Source organism: Rhodoblastus sphagnicola (genome assembly GCF_002937075.1).
Lineage (GTDB): Bacteria > Pseudomonadota > Alphaproteobacteria > Rhizobiales > Beijerinckiaceae > Rhodoblastus > Rhodoblastus sphagnicola.
Window position 1 is genome coordinate 22,575 of record NZ_NHSJ01000134.1, and the last position, 17,716, is coordinate 40,290.

The 17,716-nt window shown below is 63.8% G+C and carries 13 protein-coding genes and 1 tRNA gene; 9 read left to right on the plus strand and 5 right to left on the minus strand.

Annotation, left to right across the window (positions count from 1 at the left end; translation table 11 throughout):
• Nucleotides 1–44: 44 nt before the first annotated feature.
• Nucleotides 45–1,277, minus strand: coding sequence for a GTP-binding protein (locus CCR94_RS22240; protein WP_104510474.1), 1,233 nt, complete (start codon nucleotides 1,275–1,277; stop codon nucleotides 45–47).
• A gap of 280 nt (nucleotides 1,278–1,557) precedes the next feature.
• Here CCR94_RS22240 and CCR94_RS22245 point away from each other — a divergent pair, with 280 nt between their 5' ends.
• Nucleotides 1,558–3,663 carry a TonB-dependent receptor gene (locus tag CCR94_RS22245; protein WP_244594182.1) on the plus strand — a complete coding sequence of 702 codons (2,106 nt, stop codon included), beginning with the start codon at nucleotides 1,558–1,560 and terminating at the stop codon, nucleotides 3,661–3,663.
• A 6-nt stretch (nucleotides 3,664–3,669) separates the two neighbouring features.
• Here CCR94_RS22245 and CCR94_RS25340 read toward each other — a convergent pair whose 3' ends face one another.
• From CCR94_RS25340 to CCR94_RS22260, 3 genes are all read right to left on the minus strand, one after another.
• Nucleotides 3,670–4,164 (minus strand): Fur family transcriptional regulator, encoded by a 495-nt coding sequence (locus CCR94_RS25340; protein ID WP_158254879.1) that lies wholly within the window; start codon nucleotides 4,162–4,164, stop codon nucleotides 3,670–3,672.
• Nucleotides 4,165–4,637: 473 nt separating this feature from the next.
• On the minus strand, nucleotides 4,638–7,778 hold the full coding sequence (locus CCR94_RS22255) for a multidrug efflux RND transporter permease subunit (protein ID WP_104510477.1): 3,141 nt from the start codon (nucleotides 7,776–7,778) through the stop codon (nucleotides 4,638–4,640).
• Nucleotides 7,779–7,802: 24 nt separating this feature from the next.
• On the minus strand, nucleotides 7,803–8,957 hold the full coding sequence (locus tag CCR94_RS22260; RefSeq protein WP_104510478.1) for an efflux RND transporter periplasmic adaptor subunit: 1,155 nt from the start codon (nucleotides 8,955–8,957) through the stop codon (nucleotides 7,803–7,805).
• A 165-nt stretch (nucleotides 8,958–9,122) separates the two neighbouring features.
• Between CCR94_RS22260 and CCR94_RS22265 the strand changes: the two genes are divergently transcribed.
• From CCR94_RS22265 to CCR94_RS22295, 8 genes are all read left to right on the plus strand, one after another.
• Nucleotides 9,123–9,671: a TetR/AcrR family transcriptional regulator gene (locus tag CCR94_RS22265; RefSeq protein ID WP_104510479.1), complete on the plus strand. Its 549-nt coding sequence runs from the start codon at nucleotides 9,123–9,125 to the stop codon at nucleotides 9,669–9,671.
• A gap of 253 nt (nucleotides 9,672–9,924) precedes the next feature.
• On the plus strand, nucleotides 9,925–11,457 hold the full coding sequence (locus CCR94_RS22270) for a nitrogenase component 1 (RefSeq protein WP_104510480.1): 1,533 nt from the start codon (nucleotides 9,925–9,927) through the stop codon (nucleotides 11,455–11,457).
• 138 nt (nucleotides 11,458–11,595) lie between these two features.
• Complete coding sequence (locus CCR94_RS22275; RefSeq protein WP_104510481.1) at nucleotides 11,596–13,008, plus strand: nitrogenase component 1; 1,413 nt, start codon at nucleotides 11,596–11,598, stop codon at nucleotides 13,006–13,008.
• Nucleotides 13,009–13,127: 119 nt separating this feature from the next.
• Nucleotides 13,128–14,450: an O-acetylhomoserine aminocarboxypropyltransferase/cysteine synthase family protein gene (locus CCR94_RS22280; RefSeq protein ID WP_104510605.1), complete on the plus strand. Its 1,323-nt coding sequence runs from the start codon at nucleotides 13,128–13,130 to the stop codon at nucleotides 14,448–14,450.
• 58 nt (nucleotides 14,451–14,508) lie between these two features.
• Complete coding sequence (locus CCR94_RS22285; RefSeq protein WP_104510482.1) at nucleotides 14,509–15,612, plus strand: RuBisCO large subunit C-terminal-like domain-containing protein; 1,104 nt, start codon at nucleotides 14,509–14,511, stop codon at nucleotides 15,610–15,612.
• A complete protein-coding gene (locus tag CCR94_RS22290; RefSeq protein ID WP_104510483.1) occupies nucleotides 15,609–16,052 on the plus strand; it encodes a cupin domain-containing protein in 444 nt (147 codons plus the stop codon). Before CCR94_RS22285 ends, CCR94_RS22290 begins: the two co-directional genes overlap by 4 nt.
• 162 nt (nucleotides 16,053–16,214) lie before the next feature.
• A complete protein-coding gene (locus CCR94_RS26430) occupies nucleotides 16,215–16,349 on the plus strand; it encodes a hypothetical protein (protein WP_275112834.1) in 135 nt (44 codons plus the stop codon).
• A 368-nt stretch (nucleotides 16,350–16,717) separates the two neighbouring features.
• Nucleotides 16,718–17,395: an acyltransferase gene (locus CCR94_RS22295; protein WP_146090152.1), complete on the plus strand. Its 678-nt coding sequence runs from the start codon at nucleotides 16,718–16,720 to the stop codon at nucleotides 17,393–17,395.
• Between the two features lie 233 nt (nucleotides 17,396–17,628).
• Here CCR94_RS22295 and CCR94_RS22300 read toward each other — a convergent pair.
• Nucleotides 17,629–17,702, minus strand: a tRNA-Gly gene (locus tag CCR94_RS22300).
• Nucleotides 17,703–17,716 lie beyond the last annotated feature (14 nt).

A 17,716-nucleotide genomic window follows, 5' to 3' on the forward strand; every position in this document is an offset into this window, starting at 1 on the left:
GTCGAGCAGATCCGTCGTCGTTCTCGCGTCGATGGCGGGGAAGGTCACGACGCCTGTCTTTCCCAGGAGGGAAAGGGATCGGGCAAATGGCGGAAGGCGGAGGGGTCGAAATTCCGGCCCTGGTCCTCCGGCGCGAGGCAGCGGTCCAGCATGGCGGTGATCTTGGCGCGGTTCATGGTTCCGAGCATGCCGATGAAGACGATCTCCTGACGGCGGTCGCCATAGACGGGATCGAACTTCGCGAGCGCTTTCGCACGCGTCGCCTCGTCGACGCCCCAGTCTTCGACAGGGATCGAGGACCACCAGCGGCCGAGCGGACTCACGTTCGCCGCGGCGCCCGCCACGCTGAATTCGCCCACCCAGTTCGGTCGGGTCGCCAACCAGAAATGCCCTTTGGCGCGGATGACGCCCGGCAGCGGCGTATCGACGAATTCGGCGAAGCGTTCGGGCTCAAGAGGACGGCGCGCGCGCCAGACGAAACTGGTCACGCCATAAGCGGAATCCTCGGGAACATGCTCGGCGTGTCCGTAAAGCTCCTTGAACCAGAGCGGATGCTCATGCGCGCGGTCGAAATCGAACAGCCCGGTGTCGAACAGGTCCTGCGCCGCCACCCGCCCGAAATCCGACTCGATCACGCGCGCATCCGGGTTGAGCGCGCGGATGATGGCGCGGGCCGCGTCGCGTTGCGCCGGCGTCGCATCCGAAACCTTGTTGATCACCACGATATCAGCGAATTCGATCTGCGCGACAAGCAGGCCAACAAGCGTCCGCTCGTCGCCCTCTCCCGCCGTCTCGCCGCGATCGGCGAGAAAATCGGCCGATGAATAATCCTTGAGCAGATGGACGGCGTCCACCACCGTGACCATGGCGTCGAGGCGGGCGATGTCGGACAGGCTTTGTCCCCCCTCGTCGCGGAACTCGAACGTCGTCGCCACGGGCAGCGGTTCCGAAACGCCGGTGCTCTCGATAAGGAGGCAATCGAACCTGCCTTCGTCCGCCAGTCGGCGCACCTCCTTGAGCAGATCGTCGCGCAGGGTGCAGCAGATGCAGCCGTTGGTCAGCTCGACGAGCTTTTCCTCGGAACGGCTCAACGCAGTCGCCTCGCGCACGAGATCGGCGTCGATATTGACCTCGCTCATGTCGTTGACGATGACGGCGACCTTGCGGCCTTCGCGATTGTTGAGAATGTGATTGAGAAGGGTCGTCTTTCCGGCGCCGAGAAATCCGGACAGGACGGTGACGGGCAGGCGCGCATCCTGCGCTTGGGGCTTGGTCATGACGCCTCACGAATGTTATATTATAACGTATCAATATTGTATAATCTAGCATTCCGCGCGTCGTCAAGGAGGCGATCTGGATGGTGAGGCCCAAGCCGCAGGACTCAAAATTCAGTTCAGCGGCAAGCGCGAGCGCGGCTTGATGCGGTCAGGCCATCCGGCTCCTCTGGTCGGTTGACCGTTATGTTATATTATATCATATCATAACATAACGACAGTCAGAGGGAGGGTTGGTCGGATGTCCGATTTGCGCAAGTCATGTCTTCGGGTCGTTCTATCCATGAGCGCGACAGCCATGGCCGCCGCGGCCGAAGCCGAGACGGTGATCGCGCTGCCTGACATCGAGGTCACCTCGTCGCCGATTTTCACGCGCCCGCCCGCGACGCAGGGTCCGGGCGTCAACCTGGCGCCGCTCAGGTCCGCGCCCCCCGGCTTGGCGCCGATCATCACCCAGAGTTTCGCGCCCATCACCGTTGCGCCGAAAGTCGAGATCGAGCGCAACACGCCCAAGACGCTCGGCGAGGCTCTGGCCGACAAGCCCGGCATCTCCGCTTCGAGCTTCGCGCCGGGGGCCAGCCGTCCCGTCATTCGCGGCCTCGACAGCGTGCGCGTGCGCGTTCAGGAAAACGGCATTGGCGCGCATGACGTGTCCGAGCTGGGCGACGATCACGGCGTCGCCATCGACCCGATGGCGGCCGACCAGATCGAGGTCGTGCGCGGCCCCGCGACCCTTCGCTATGGCGCGCAGGCCATTGGCGGCGTGGTCAATGTTTCAAACAACCGCATCCCCACCTTCATTCCGGTGAGCGGCTATTCGGGCAATATCACCGGCAGCCTCGCCAACATCGACAAGGCGCGCGACCTCGCCGCCGCGCTCAACACAGGCGTCGGCCCCATCGCCCTGCACGCCGACGGTTTCGTGCGCCGCTCGGACAACTACGGCACGCCAGCCGGCGTCCAGGCCAACAGCGCCTTTTTCTCGCAAGGCGGCTCGGTCGGCTCGTCCTACCTGTTCGACCAGGGCTTTTTCGGGGTGTCCTACACCCATTTCGACGCCGATTACCAAATTCCCGGCGGCCAGTCGGCGGACGAAAAGACCCATATCGTCATGCGCCAGGACAAGCTTCAGGCCAAGGGCGAATATCGCCCGCAGAGCGGACCGTTCGAAGCCTTCCGCCTGTGGTTCGGCGCCACGGATTACCGCCATGACGAACGCGGACTCGACGCTGCCGGCGCCGACGCCATCCAAGCCACGTTCAAGAACCAGGAGCTGGAAACGCGGATCGAAGCCCAGCACGCGCCGGTCGCGACCGATTGGGGCGCGCTGCGCGGCGCAGTCGGCGTTCAAGCCGGGTTGCGCTCGATCGGCACGAGCGGCGACGCCGGCGGCCTGCTCGGCCCGGCGCTCAACCGCTCGGCGGCGGCCTTCGTCTTCGAGGAGCTGGAGCTGAGCAAGACGCTGCGCGCGCAGGCTGCGGCGCGCATCGACAAGGTCTATTGGAGCGGTCAGTCCGCCGCCTTTCCCTCCGATGACCTCTGGAACGGAACGGATCCGGTCGAAAGCGGCGCGCGGAAAAATTTCACGCCGCACAGTTTCAGCTTCGGTCTGCTGCAAACCCTGCCGCAGGACGTGGTCGCCAGCCTGACCGGGCAATATGTCGAGCGCGCGCCGACAGGGGTCGAACTGTTCGCCCATGGCGCCCATGACGCCAGCGGCACGTTCGAAATCGGCGACGCCGATCTCAAGAAGGAGGTCGCCCAAACGATCGAGTTCGCCCTGCGCCGCAAGGAGGGCGCGCTGCGCTTCGACGGTTCGGTCTACGCCACGCGCTACAACGGTTTCATCTATCGCCGCCTGACCGGCGTCACCTGCGGCGACGATTTCGCCTCCTGCGGGACGCCGGGTGGGGAGTTCCGGCAAACGGTCTATTCGCAGACCGGCGCCAATTTTCACGGCCTCGACCTCGCGACGCAATATGATGTCATGGAGATCGGAACTGGCGTTTTCGGCGTCGACGGCCGCTACGATTTCGTCCACGCCCGCTTCGACGACGGCTCAAATGCGCCGCGCATTCCACCCCATCGCCTCGGCGGCGGCCTTTTCTGGCGCGACGGCGACCTTTTCGCCCGCGCGAGTTTATTGCATGCTTTTGCCCACACGCAGACCGCTCCGCTTGAGACCGCGACGCCCGGCTACAACCTGCTGAAGGCCGAATTGAGCTATACCCATCGCTTCTCCGAGGACAGCGGCGCCAAGGCGCTGACCGTCAGTCTGGTCGGCAACAACCTGCTGAACTCCGTGATCCGCGATTCCACCTCGTTCAAGAAGGACGAGGTCATGATGCAGGGACGCGGGATCAAGGCCGCCATGACCCTGCAGTTCTGAAGAGTTTCAGCCGTTCGGCAAGGCCTGCGGCGCGGCGACGGCTTCGCCGCACGCGCCGCACAAACCTTCGATCTCGACCACTTGCCGTTGCGGACGGAAACCGATTCTCGCGGCGGTCTCCGCCAGAACGGCGTCGAGCTTCGGGTTCTCGATCTCGTCAGCGCGACCGCAGCGGTTACAAATCAGCAGCATGCCATGATGATGGTGGCCGAGATGATCGCAGGGCGCGTAGGCGTTGGTGCTGGCGATCTTGACGACAAAGCCATGATCGACCAGAAAATCCAGCGCGCGATAGGCGGTTGGCGGCGCGACGCTTTTCGCACGCGATTGAGACAACTGATCGATCACCGCATAGGCGCCGAGCGGCGCCTTGGCGCGCGAGATCAACTCAAGCACCTGCCGTCGCAGCGGCGTGAGTTGCAAGGCGTTGGCCTCGCAAATGTCTTCCACCTTCTTGACCCAGTCTCGATGATCGCCCGAGGTCTTCGCGGTCCTCGTCACGGCGCTGCTCCTGTTCGAGTTCCATTCTGCACAACGTACACTTATACGGCGCCCGTCGCCACGGGCGATGAGATCAAGGCCCCCGGATGCTGCGCCGAGGCGCACAAAGGCTGATCTCGCGCTTGTGCGGCCCGTTCTCCGGTGGACCCGCAGGAATGTCGCGCGGCGTCGGTGGCGCGCGCAAGGCTTGAGGGTCTGGTATGTTATAACATAACATATTGGAAAGCCATCGACCCCCAGGGGGCGGCGCGGTGGAAGATATCGCCGTCGTAATCTCGTCGCAGGGCGCGGGCGCGGGTCGGCGTCCCCGCCAGAACCGGCGGCCGAACCGGGCGCGTCCTTGCTGGCTGTCATGATCCACGTCGGCAACCCCAAGCGCGCCGCGTTCAGCGCCATGGATTGGGGCGCAACGTTGGTTGAGACGCCGGGATCGAACGACGCCCTTCGTGGCCGATCCTTTCGGCGGCCAACCTTCAGGCTGTTTGAGAGGTCTTCGCGAGATCTTCGCCCGGTGTCATCCGCTCGCTCTTCCTTTTTTGCGAGATATTGACGATCAGCACATAAAGCAGCGGTGTCACGAACACCGCCAGCGCCGTCGCGGCGATCATGCCGCCGAGCACGCCCGTGCCGATGGCGCGCTGACTGTTCATGCCGGCGCCGGTCGCCAGCGCCAGCGGCGTCACGCCGAGGATGAAAGCGAAGGACGTCATCACGATCGGCCGGAACCGCAATTCGCAGGCCTCAAGCGCCGCCTCGCGCAATGAGCGTCCCTGCGCCAGAAATTCCCTTGCCATTTCGACGATCAGAATGGCGTTCTTGGCCGTCAATCCGACCACGGTGACGAGGCCGACCTTGAAATAGATGTCGTCGGGCAAGTCGCGCAGCAGCACGGCGAAAACCGCGCCCAAAGCGCCGGTCGGCACCGCCAGCAGCACCACCAGCGGGATCGACCAGCTTTCATAAAGCGCGGCGAGGCACAGGAAGACGCTCAGCAGCGACAGGGCGAACAGGTAAACGGCTTGGCTGCCCGACAGCTTTTCCTGAAGCGATTGCCCGGTCCAGGCGAACTCGAACCCTTGCGGCAATTGGGCGGCGAGCCGCTCCATCTCCGCCATGGCGTCGCCGCTGGCGTAGCCCGGCGCCGCGCTGCCCGAAAATTTGATGCTGGGATAACCATTGTAGCCGACCACCTGCGCGGGACCCATCGCCCAGCCGATCCGGGCGAAGGATTGCAGCGGCGTCATCTGCCCCTGCGCGTTGCGGACATAGATGTTCAGCAGGTCGTCCGGCTTCATGCGCCGGGCGGCGTCCGCCTGCACGATGACCTGCTGCATTCGGCCCCGGCTGGGAAAATCATTGACATAGACCGAGCCGAGGCTGGTCGAGAGCGCCTCGTTGACGCTCGCAAAGGTGACGCCGAGCGCATTCGCCTTCTGTCGGTCGATCATGAGTTCGATCTGCGGCGCCGTCGGCAGCCCCTCGACATAGACGCCCCGCAGAATCGGGCTTTGACTCGCCGCCTTCAGGAGCTGGTCGCGCGCCGCCGCGAGGGCGGCGTAGCCTTGCTGGGCCTTGTCCTGCAAACGGAAGTTGAACCCGCTGGAATTGCCCAGCGAGTCGATCGCCGGAGGCGCCAGCGCCATCGCGACCGCGTCGGGAAGCGCGCCGAGCGCGGCGTTGGCGCGGGCGCTGATGGCGTCGGCGCTGTCCTCCGGGCCGCGCTCGCTCCAGTCTTTCAGGTTCACGAAGGCCAGCGTGGTGTTCTGACCCTGACCGGAAAAGCCGAAGCCGAGAATTTGCACATGCCCCGCGACCGCCTTTTCCGCGGCAAAATGATCCTCGATCCGCTTCGCCACATCGAGCGTCCGCTCGGCGGAAGCTTCCGGCGGGGTCTGCGCATCAACGATGACATAGCCCTGATCTTCCGTGGGCAGAAAACTCGACGGCAGGCGCGCGTAACCCCAGCCGAGCGCGGCCAGGAGCGCCGCATAAACGGCGAGCGCGCGCATCGGACGACGCAGAAGGCTTGCGACGCCCGACAGATAGGTCCGCTTGCCGGCTGTGAACGCGCGGTTGAAGATTTTGAAAAAGCCCTGCGACTCATGCCCGTGCGCGATCGGCTTGAGCAGGGTCGCGCATAGCGCGGGCGTCAGCGACAGAGCGAGGAAGGCGGACAGGGCAATGGAGGTCGCCATGCTGACTGCGAACTGACGATAGATCACCCCGACGGAGCCGGGAAATGCGGCCATGGGGACGAAGACGGCGACCAGAACCGAGGTGATGCCGATAATGGCGGCTCTGATCTGCCCCATCGCCTTGCGGGTGGCCTCGCGCGGCGAAAGTTTTTCCTCCGCCATGGTGCGCTCGACATTTTCCACCACGACAATGGCGTCGTCCACCAGAATGCCGATGGCCAGCACCATGCCGAACATGGTCAGCACATTCACCGAAAAGCCGGCGATCAGCAGCGCGCCGCAAGCGCCGAGCAGGGCGATCGGCACGACAATGGCCGGAATCAGCGTGTAGCGAAGGTTTTGCAGGAACAGGAACATAACCGCGAAGACGAGGATCATCGCCTCGACCAGCGTCTTGAGCACCTGGTGGATCGAAACCTCGACAAAGGGCGTGGTGTCATAGGGCGTGGCCACGCTGACATTGGCGGGCAGAGTCTTTTGCAACTGCGCCAGTTTCGCCTTCAAGGCCGCAGCGGTCGAAAGCGCGTTGCCGCCGGGGGCGAGCTGGATGCCGATGCCGGCGGCGGGGCGCCCGTCGAGGCGGGTCTGGTTGGCGTAGGACTGGCCGGCGCGCTCGACGGTCGCGACATCGCGCAGGCGCGCCAGCGAGCCGTCGGGATTGGCGCGCAAGACGATGTCCTCGAACTCCTCGACCGTGGTGAGCTGCCCCTTCACCAGCACATTGGCGACGATGCGCTGGCCGGGGCTGGCCGGCAGCGCGCCGATCGATCCCGAGGCGACCAGCGCGTTCTGCGCGGCGATCGCGGCGGTGACGTCGCCGGGCGAAAAATTCAGACCCACCAGTTTGGCCGGGTCGATCCAGACGCGCATCGCCTTTTCCGTCGAGAACAGGATGGCGCGGCCCACGCCGGGCACGCGTCGCAACTCGCCCAGGACGCGCCGCGCCGCGAGATCGCCGAGATCGGCTTCGCTCAGGGCGCCGTCGCGCGAAGACAGCGTCACCACCTGGAGGAAGCTGGTGCTGGCCTCCTCGACCGTGACGCCCTGCTGGATCACGACGCGCGGCAAGCGCGCCTCGATGCGCTTGATCCGGTTCTGCACGGCGACTGTCGCGTCCGCAGCGTTGGCGCCCGGGGCGAACGAGATCATGATCTGGGCCTGCCCGGATGTGTCGCTGGTCGATTCGTAATACATCAGGCCGGGAATGCCGTTCAGCTCCTCCTCGATGATGCGGGTGACGCCATCATAGAGCCGCTCCGGCGGCGCGCCGGGATAGGTCGCCGTCACCTGAACGGTGACCGGGGCGACATCCGGATATTGCGACACCGGCAGAAAGACCAGCGCGATCAGGCCGGCGAGCGCGATGAAGATCGAAATGACCCAGGCGAAGATCGGGCGGTCGATGAAGAAGTCGGTCACGTTGGCGCGCCTTTGGAAAATCGGTCAGGGTTTTGCGGAAACCGCCGCGGGGGCGTCGCGCCAGGGTTTTGATGTGACGGGCATGCCGGGCTGGATTCTTTGAAAGCCCTCGACCACCACCGTTTCGCCGGGCTTCAGACCGTCTTCCACGATCCAGCCCGCGTCCGTCAGCGCGCCCGTGCGCAGCGGGCGCAGCGCGAGGGTCTTGTTCTCGCCGACGACATAGGCCTGCGCCTCGCCGGCGCTGCTGCGCTGAATGGCTTGCGCCGGCACGATGACGGCGCCCGCGGCCACGCCGAAGGGGACGCGGACGCGAACATAGGCGCCCGGCAGCAGCGCGCCATTGGGGTTGGCGAAGGCCGCGCGCAGACTGACCTGTCCGGTGCCGGCGTCCACGCTCACATCCGAAAACAGCAGTTCTCCGGCGCCGGGGCGCGGCGCGCCGTCATCGCGAACCAGACGGACTTCGATGGGTTCGTTGGTGGCGGCGCGATCCATGAGCAGGCCGATCTCCGACGCGTCAGCGCTGAAATCGGCGTAGATGGGGTCGATCTGCTGGATGACGGCCAGCCTGGTCGCATCTCCTTGGGCCAGCGCGCCCTCGGTCACCAGCGCGCGGCCGATGCGCCCTGCGATCGGCGCGCGGACAGTGGCGTGATCGAGGTCGATTCTGGCGCGGGCGAGCTGCGCTTTCGCGCTGGCGACATCGGCCTCGGCCTGTTGGAGCATGGCGGTGGCGATGTCATGCTGGGCGGTGCTGGCCGCCCGCTTTTCCAGCAAGGCGTCGGCGCGTTCAGCCTGTTTGACCGCCTGAATCCGGTTGGCTTCGGCGCGGGCGACCGCCGCCGCCTTGGCGTCGACCTCCGCCTGATAAATCGACGGGTCGATGCGGAACAGGACGTCGCCTTCCGCGACCTGGGCGCCTTCCTTGAACGCGCGCTCTTGAATAATACCGGAAACTTGGGCGCGGACTTCAGCGACGCGCGTGGAGGCAAGGCGGCCCGGGAGATCGACGGTTCGCGACGCGGCGACCGCCTTGGCGGCGACGATGGAAACCTCTGCGGAAGGCGTCTCGGCGACCGGATCTTTCGCGGAGGGTTTGCAGCCGCAGAGCGCCAGGATCAGGCATGATGTGACCGTCGGGATCACGGAAGAACGCCAGCTTTTGCGCGGGCTCATGGGGCGCTCCTGTTCGTTTGGCCTTGCGCCGCAGGGGTTCAGCGGGATCAGGCGGTCTTCGCGGCGGCGTTCGACAAGCCGGTCGCGCTGTGTCTGGCGGCGCGGGGACTTGCGAAGCTCGTGGTGGTGTTCTAAATCCATACGTATGTATTGGAAAGAGGTGAAATGGGCCGAAATCGAACGATCGATCGCGACATGGTTCTGGACGTCGCCGAACAGATCGTGTTTCGCGACGGCGCCACGGCGCTCACCTTTGACGCGGTCGCCAAGGCCGCCGGCATCACCAAGGGCGGGTTGCAATATTGTTTCGGCAGCAAGGACGATCTGATCGCCGCCATCGTAGATCGTGGCGCAAAAGTTTTTGAAGCCGAACTCGCGCGAAACACGCCGCCGGACGCGGACAGTCTGGATCGGGCGCGGGGTTACATTCGAGCGTCCAAGAGCATCGACGAGCCGTCTCAAGCCAGATTTGTCAGCGTAATCCTGTTATTGCTCCAGTCGCCCGAGCAAAAACAGAAAATCCGCGAATTCTATGCCGAGTGGATCACACAACTTGATCCAGGCTCTGAAGTGGAGCGCCGGACCAGGACAGCTCTCATCGCCGCCGAGGGCGCATTCCTGCTCCGCAGTCTGGCGCTCGTCGAAATGGACCAGGCGGGCTGGGACGATGTGTTCGAGGATATCCTCAAAGCGCTCCCGCCCAAACAAGAATAGGGAAGGCGCCCGGCCGCGGCGCCCGCCGCCTTTGCCTGCGCCGAGGATAATGCCTGCGGCTCGATCCGAAAAACCGTGGATATGGGCGAGCGGGATTGACGCGCGGATTCATACAGCTAATATAGTCTATCGACTTAGTCGATAATTGACTGCCTTGCGCGCCGCCCCGGGAGGGACGCGTCGCGTCGAAACAAGTGGGAAGCGTCGCGTCGAACCAAGAGGGACGCGTCGCGTCGGACGAGGAGTCCATTCAATGGCTATCAACCTTCGTACGTCACAGGCCGAGACCCGCGAACAGCGGTTGGGCACGATCACCCAGTGGGAGGGCGGCGCGCGGGAACTTGCGCGCGACTCCGCCTTCACTTACGGCTGCGGGCGCGATTGCGGCCCGGGCGGACGGCGGCTTTGCGAGCAATCGAGTCCCTATTCGCAAGCCTCGATGTGCGCCGAACAGATCGCTGTCACCAACGCCACCATCATCAAGGATACGGTGGTCATCCAGCATTCGCCGATCGGCTGCGCCTCGAGCCAGTCCTTCACCTCGCGCTATTCGCGCGATCTCGCCGCGCGCCGTGGCTGGAAGCCCGAGGATCCCAAGTCGATTTGCACCAACCTGGGCGAGCAGGACATGGTGTTCGGCGGCGTCGACCGGCTCGCCGACACCATCCGGCAAGCCTACGAGCGCCACCATCCGCGCGTGATCTTCGTCGCGACCTCCTGCGCGACGGGCATTATTGGCGACGACATCGACGAAACCACCCGCCAGCTCGAAGACGAGATCGGCATTCCCGTCGTGCCGCTTCATTGCGAAGGCTTCAAATCGCGCCATTGGTCTTCCGGCTGGGACGTGATCGAACACGCGATTCTGCGGCGGCTCGCGCCCAACCGTCCGCACGAAAAACGCGACGATCTTCTCAACGTCATTCACCTCGGCGGCCCCGACGTCTTTTCGCCGCTCCTCAACCCGCTGGGATTGCAAGTCAATCTGGTGATGGGCGGCAATTCGCTCGAACGTCTTGCCGATCTCTCGACCGCCGCGGCGACCGTCACGATGTGTTTCGTGCTCTCCTATCTCGCGACCGGCCTTGAGCAGGAATATGGCGTGCCGGAAATCCGCGCGCCGCTGCCCTATGGCCTGGACGCCACCGACAATTGGCTGCGCGAAATCGCCCGCGTCACCAGGCGCGAGCATCTGGTCGAGGCGGTGATCGCCTCCGAACGCGCCCGCATCGCGCCGGAACTCGAGCGGCTGCGCGAGGCGCTCAAGGGCAAGAAGGGTTTCGTCGCCGCCGGCGCCGCTTTCGCGCACGGATTGATTGCGGATCTGCGCGAACTTGGCGTCACGGTGGACGACGCCTTCTCGTTCCATCACGATCCCATGACCGACAGCAAGGATCCGCGCCAGGACTCGCTCGGCCATCTCGTCCAGACAACCGGCGACGTCGAGCATTTCACCGTGAGCCCGGATCAGCATTTCCAGGCGCATGCGGCGCTAAAGCGCGCCAACCCCGATTTCGTCATCTGCCGGCATAGCGGCTCGATAGCGGTCCTCGCCGGCCGGATGGGCATTCCGGTCTTGCCGATTTTCTATTCCAACGACGGGCTCGGCTACGAAGGACTGCTCACCATCGGCCGCGCCATCCTGCGCGTGCTGCCGCGCCGCCGGTTCTATCAGGACGTCGCCGCCCATTCTCGCTTCCCCTACCAGCAATGGTGGCTGGAAGAAACCAATCCCTACGCGCTTGCCGCCGAAACCGACGCCCAGGCAGGACTTTCCGAAGCCTAGAGCCTTTTCCGATCCGATTGAATCGGATCGGGGCTCTCGTTTTTTGTTTTTACGCGTATTCGCTAACGCGGCCCTTCGGGTCTTGACGCGAACCGGCATCCACTTCGCTGGAAAACGCTCCAGGAGCGAGAAAGCCTCATGAACATCCAGTCACGTCTCGACGACGACGCCGACAGCGGCCGCTTCAAAGCCCCGAGCGGCCCGATCGAACAAGTGCGTTACGCTTGCGCGCTTGGCGCGCTCGCCTCCGTCATCGCCATCGAGGGCGCCATTTCGATCACCCATTGCGGGCCGGGCTGCGCGAGCAAACAGTTCCGCGCGCTCTCCGGCGTCTCCGGCTATCAGGGCGGCGAATTCCACGCGCCTTCCACCAATATCGGCAACAGGGAAGTGATTTTCGGCGGCGCCGACCGGCTCGACGAGCTGATTTCCTCGACGCTGAAGGTGATGGAGGCGGAGCTTTATGTCGTCCAGAGCGGCTGCATCCCCGGTCTCGTCGGCGACGATGTGGCCAATGTCGTCAACGCTTATCAACGTCGCGGCGTTCCGATCGTGTTCGCCGAGACGCTCGGCTATCGCGGCAACAATTTCACCGGTCATGAGACGGTCGTTCGCGCAATTCTCGACCAATATGTCGCCCAGCAGGCGGGTTCCGCGCCTCAAACCCGCAAGGGCCTCGTCAATGTCTGGTCGCTGTTGCCCTATCAGAATCCGTTCTGGCGCGGCGATCTCGCCGAGATCCGCCGCATCCTCGAAGGCATAGGGCTTGAGGTGAACATTCTGTTCGGGCCGGCGTCGCTCGGGCTTGAGGAATGGCGGGCGATTCCCGCGGCCGAACTCAATCTTGTGCTGACGCCCTGGCTCGGGCTCTCGCTCGCCCGGCGCCTTGAAAGCGTCTACGGCCAACCCTTCCTGCATGTCCCGGCGATCCCGATCGGCGCGCGGGCGACCGGCGCTTTCTTGCGCCAGGTCGCCGAGGCGGTCGAGGCCGATCCGGCGCGCGTGGAGCGTTTTATCGCGCGCGAAGAGCGCGAATATTATCATTACCTGCGCGACTTCGCGGGGTTCTACTCCGGCTGCGCCAGCCAATACAAGCTGCCGTCCGAGATCAACATTGTCAGCGAGAGCGCCTATGCGCTGGCGATCGCGAAATTCTTCGTCGGCGATCTCGGCCTCAATCCCGGCGTGTTCGTCCTCACCGAAAATCCGCCCGACAGCGAACAGGCGGCGATCCGCGCCGCCTTCCGCGATCTCGCGCCGGGCGTTGACGGCGAACCGATCTTCGAGCCGGACGGTCATCGCGCCCACGACTGGATCGCCCGGCGTCCGCGCATCGGCGAATATCCGATCCTGTTCGGCTCGACCTGGGAAGGCTCGACCGCCGGTGAGATCGGCGCGCCGCTGGTTGAGATCAGCTACCCCGCCACCGATGAAGTCGTGCTTGCGCGCTCTTACGTCGGCTACCGCGGCGCCTTGCAATTGCTCGAACACGCCTACACCGCCGTCGTGCGTCAATCGACGGAGGAAAACCCGGAGCCCTCGGCGTCATGAGCGAGCGCAACGACGTCGCGCGCGTCGCCACTTGAGCGCGAAAACACATGAACGAGCCTGTTTCCCAAACGTCTTTGGCGCTCGCCGCTTGCGAGCCGCCTTTGGAGAAGGAACCGCAAATGTCCGCGACGTCCCCCTCGCTCTCTTCTGACACGATCGTCCTGCATGGCGGCAATTTTCGTCACGATCCCGCGACATCGGCGACGACCGTGCCGATCTATCAGACGACGTCGTTCGATTTCCCGGACACCGCGACCGCGATCAAGATCGTCAATTTCGAGCAACTCGCCTACACCTATTCGCGCGTCGTCAACCCGACCGTCAATGCGTTCGAGGAGCGACTGGCGGCGCTCGAAGGCGGCGCGGCGGCGCTCGGCCTCGCCTCCGGCCAGGCGGCGGTGGCGATCGCCGTGTTGACCCTGGTCGAAGCCGGCGACAACATCGTCTCTTCGCCCGATCTCTATGGCGGCACGGTCCATTTCTTCCGCGAGCGTCTAAAACAGTTCGGCATCGAGGCGCGCTTTGTCGATCCGGCGGACCCGGAAAATTTCCGCCGCGCCACGGATGCGCGCACCCGGCTCTATTTCGGCGAATCGCTGCCCAACCCGAAACTCTCTGTGTTTCCCATCGCGGAGGTCGCCGCGCTCGGCCGGCCGCTCGGCATTCCCCTCATCATCGACAACACGGCGGCGCCGCTCGCCATCGCGCCGTTCGATCACGGCGCGGCCATCACGGTCTATTCCGCGACCAAATATATCGGCGGGCACGGCACGACGATCGGCGGCGCCATCGTGGATTCCGGCACGTTTCCGTGGGCGGATTTTCCCGAACGCCAGCCGTTGCTGCTCCGGCCTGACCCAGGCTACGGCAATCGCACCTATCTGGAGCTGTCGGCCTCGTTCGGCCCCGTCGCCTATCTGACCCGCGCCCGCGCGGCGCTGCTGCGCGACCTCGGGCCATCTCTCGCGCCGCAGAATGCGTTCCTGCTCCTGCAAGGACTGGAAACCCTGCCGTTGCGGCTCCAGCGCCATTTCGACAACGCCGCCAAAGTCGCCGATTATCTCGCCCACCATCCGAAGGTCGCCAGGGTGGTTTACCCCGGCCTGCAAACCGGCCTCGACCGCGCGCGCGCCGACGCCTATCTGAAATACGGTTACGGCGGCCTCGTAGGCTTCGAACCGGTCGGCGGCGAGGCGGCGGCTTTCGCCTTCATCGATCGCCTCAAGCTTTTCTATCATCTCGCCAATATCGGCGATGCGCGCAGCCTTGCGATTCATCCGGCCTCGACCACGCATGCGCAACTCGATGCGCAACAGCTTGCCGCCGCCGGCATCACGCCCGCCTTCGTGCGCCTCTCCATCGGGCTCGAAGACCCCAACGACATCATCGCCGACATTGCGCAGGCCCTCGAAGGAGGCGATGCCTCGAAAGGCGCGGGATAAGGCTCAGGCTGTTGGACAGGCGTTCGGTCACGCACGCTGATGCGAAGATGAGAGCGGGATGAGCCATATCGTTTTTCACTACCATGTCGCGGGCGATTCCAGCGACATCGCCGCCCGCTCGGAGTCGCTGCTGCTGGAACAGACGGTGGAGCTTTCGCGCGCTGCCGCCTCCGACGCATGGGTGCGCGAAAACATCGTCGGCGAGGTCCTCTCGATCAAACCGCGCGAGAGCGGAGGGTTTGCGGTGACAATCGCGCAGCCCCTCCGCACGACGGCTCTTGATCCCGCCCAATTTCTCAACGTCGCCTTCGGCAATTCGTCGTTGCAGCCCGATGTGAAGCTCGTCGGCGTCGAGCCGCCTGATGAATTCTTCAAGACGTTTAGAGGACCGCGTTTCGGCGCGAACGCCTTGCGCGAAAAACTCGGCGCTTTTGGACGCGCCCTGACCGCCACCGCGCTGAAACCCATGGGCTTGCCGCCGGAAAAACTCGCGGCGCTCGCCTATTCTTTCGCTGTCGCAGGCATCGATGTCATCAAGGACGATCACGGCCTCGCCGACCACGATTTTTGCCCGTTCGCACAGCGCGTCGAACTTTGCCAGCGCGCGGTGGAAAAAGCCAACGCCGAGACCGGCGGCCGGACGATCTACGCGCCGAACCTGATCGGGTCGCCCGCCAGCATCCAAAGGCAATTCGCCTTCGCGCGCGAGGCCGGCGTCGGCGCCGTGTTGTTGGCGCCGATGCTGGTCGGCCCCGCTCTTTTGCACGAACTCGCCAGCGCGGCGGCGCTGCCGATCATCGCCCATCCCGCGTTTGGCGGGTCCGAATGGATCGCGCCCGAAGTCCTGTTCGGCGACATCTTCAAATGGTTCGGGGCGGATGCGTCGATCTATCCGCATCTGGGCGGGCGTTTCAGCTACAGCCGGGACACCTGCCTGTCCCTCGCGGCGCGGCTCAATTCTTCCGCGCACGGGCTCAAGCCTGCGTTTCCCGTTCCGGCCGGCGGCGTCAAGACGAGCCGGGTGCGCGAGGTGTTGTCATTCTATGGCGGCGACACCATGCTGCTGGTCGGCGGCAGCCTGCTGGAATCGGGCGAAGTGATTCAGCGAACAAAAGATTTCGTCGCCGAGGTCGCCAGCGTGTCGAAGGCGCTTGCGTCATGACCGGGGTTGTTCGCCATACCGGGCTTTACGAGTGGGAGGGCGTGCGGCGGCTCGCCTACAAGGAAGAGGGAACCCATTTCAAGCAGGTGACGCGGCAGGTCCTCTCCGAGGCTTCGCCCGATCTCTTCGCCGAATTGCGGTATTTCGAGGTCGCGCCCGGCGGCCATTCGACGCTGGAGCGGCATGACCACGTCCATCTCGTGCTGATCGGGCGCGGCGGCGGCCATTGCCTGGTCGGCGATGTGGTGTCCGCCGTCACGGCGCTCGACGCCGTCATCATTCCCTCGCAGACCTGGCATCAGTTCCGCGCGACGGGGACGGAGCCGCTCGGCTTCTTCTGCGTCGTCGCGCGCGAGCGCGACCGGCCGCAACTGCCTGATGCCCAGGATATTGAGGCGCTGTCGGCCGATCCGGCGGTCAAGGCGTTCATTCGCGTCTGAGCCGGGAATTTCATTACGGCGATTGCGCCGCGATCCTTTGCCGCAAATCTGAGGTGGCCCCGGAAATTCGGACAGGTTGATCAGCTATTCCCGATCTGAGAATGACGGGACAAAATGGGCAAGCTTTCACGCAAACGGCATACAGCCGAAGGGCCTGGGGAAGTGACGCAGACCGGCGCCGACACCGCCGACATCGCTGGCGGGACAACGCCCGGCGAGGCGTATCATCAAATCACGCCGCCGCTGTCTCCAAGGCTCGCGCCCGAGACGGCGGCGGATGTCAAACTGGCGGCATAACCAATCGCGGGCATAGCTTATTTAGCCGCAGACCTGTCCAGCCAAGCGGGGCCGCCTCAGTTCCCGGTGGTCCGCATCCGGCGGCTCCTCCAGAATCAGGCAGCAACCTTTGAATCACAAACGATGCAGCAGATTCAACTTCTTTTCGGACGGACACTCAAAGTCTAGCGGACTGAACGGCCCTGAATCAGCCCCGCACACGCGCTAGGTGTAATTTTGATTTTGACTTTATTAACTCGTCTGCTAAAATTAAATATATATTAAATATTTGCCCTTCGCCGGGCCCGGATTCCCTTCAAAAGTCTGGTCGGTCGGGTTCGAAAGTGGGGCGGCCGCGTACTTCAGGATTCAATGATGCGGAGGGAAACGTGATCGTCAGCACTTTCAGAGGGAGCTATCTGGATCCATTGCACCTGGGAACGCGACTTGCGAATAAAATCTTCAGAACGCTTAAATTTCGCGGCTATCCTTTCGCATCAATAGGAAAAGACGTTTTCATACATAGGTCATGCGAGTTGGCGCCCGAAACGGCAAGGTACGTGAGCATAGGAAACAACGTAAAAATTGAAAAAGATGTTTGGTTAAACATTCCAGAGATTCCGCGCGATGGGGCGCCCGTGATTGTTTTGGCCGATGGGTGCAGGCTGAATCGCCGATGCATGATCTCGGCCAGAAATCACGTGTATGTCGGGCGTGATGTCATGTTCGGCGCGTCGGTTTTATTGATGGATCACAACCATGCATATGAGAACGTTCACGTCCCCATAGCCTTCCAGGGCATGACGCGGGGCGGTTCGATACGGATTGAGGACGGATGCTGGATCGGGTTCGGAGCGGCTATTGTCGCAAGTGAAAGCGATATCGTGATCGGGCGCAATTCCGTGATTGGCGCCAATGCCGTCATCAGCAAGAGCATACCTCCATTCTCGGTTTTCATAGGCAACCCTGGCCGGGTCGTGAAGCAATATGATGTGGTTAAAGAGCAGTGGGTGCTCGGCCATTCGGTAAATCGTCCAGATCAACAAAACGATCCGGAAAAACTGTAGCCAGAGCTGGCCCCGGTTGTCGGAACAGCTTCCCGCGAAAGACAGGTGGTTTTCTGCCGGGTTTCGTTCGTCGCGGGCGCCACGGCGGCGGAAAACTCAGGCCACCGCCAGACAGCACGTCGGTTCGAAGCAGGCTTCGTTCGGCGTGCGTCGGTCAAGGGACGAATGCCGGCGATATATACGTGATATCGGTCGCGCAGATCTGGTTCGGTTTTTGGGACATTAAGGCGAAATGGAGCGGGTGAAGGGAATCGAACCCTCGTATTCAGCTTGGAAGGCTGCTGCTCTACCATTGAGCTACACCCGCAATATCAAGCGGTC

Excerpts from the sequence above, each read along its gene's own strand:
- CCR94_RS22265 (WP_104510479.1), top strand. The coding sequence starts at position 9,123 with ATGGGCCGAAATCGAACGATCGATCGCGACATGGTTCTGGACGTCGCC.
- CCR94_RS22285 (WP_104510482.1), top strand. The coding sequence starts at position 14,509 with ATGAGCCATATCGTTTTTCACTACCATGTCGCGGGCGATTCCAGCGAC.
- CCR94_RS22275 (WP_104510481.1), top strand. The coding sequence starts at position 11,596 with ATGAACATCCAGTCACGTCTCGACGACGACGCCGACAGCGGCCGCTTC.
- CCR94_RS22240 (WP_104510474.1), bottom strand. The coding sequence starts at position 1,277 with ATGACCAAGCCCCAAGCGCAGGATGCGCGCCTGCCCGTCACCGTCCTG.
- CCR94_RS22260 (WP_104510478.1), bottom strand. The coding sequence starts at position 8,957 with ATGAGCCCGCGCAAAAGCTGGCGTTCTTCCGTGATCCCGACGGTCACA.
- CCR94_RS22290 (WP_104510483.1), top strand. The coding sequence starts at position 15,609 with ATGACCGGGGTTGTTCGCCATACCGGGCTTTACGAGTGGGAGGGCGTG.
- CCR94_RS22245 (WP_244594182.1), top strand. The coding sequence starts at position 1,558 with ATGAGCGCGACAGCCATGGCCGCCGCGGCCGAAGCCGAGACGGTGATC.
- CCR94_RS22270 (WP_104510480.1), top strand. The coding sequence starts at position 9,925 with ATGGCTATCAACCTTCGTACGTCACAGGCCGAGACCCGCGAACAGCGG.
- CCR94_RS22280 (WP_104510605.1), top strand. The coding sequence starts at position 13,128 with ATGTCCGCGACGTCCCCCTCGCTCTCTTCTGACACGATCGTCCTGCAT.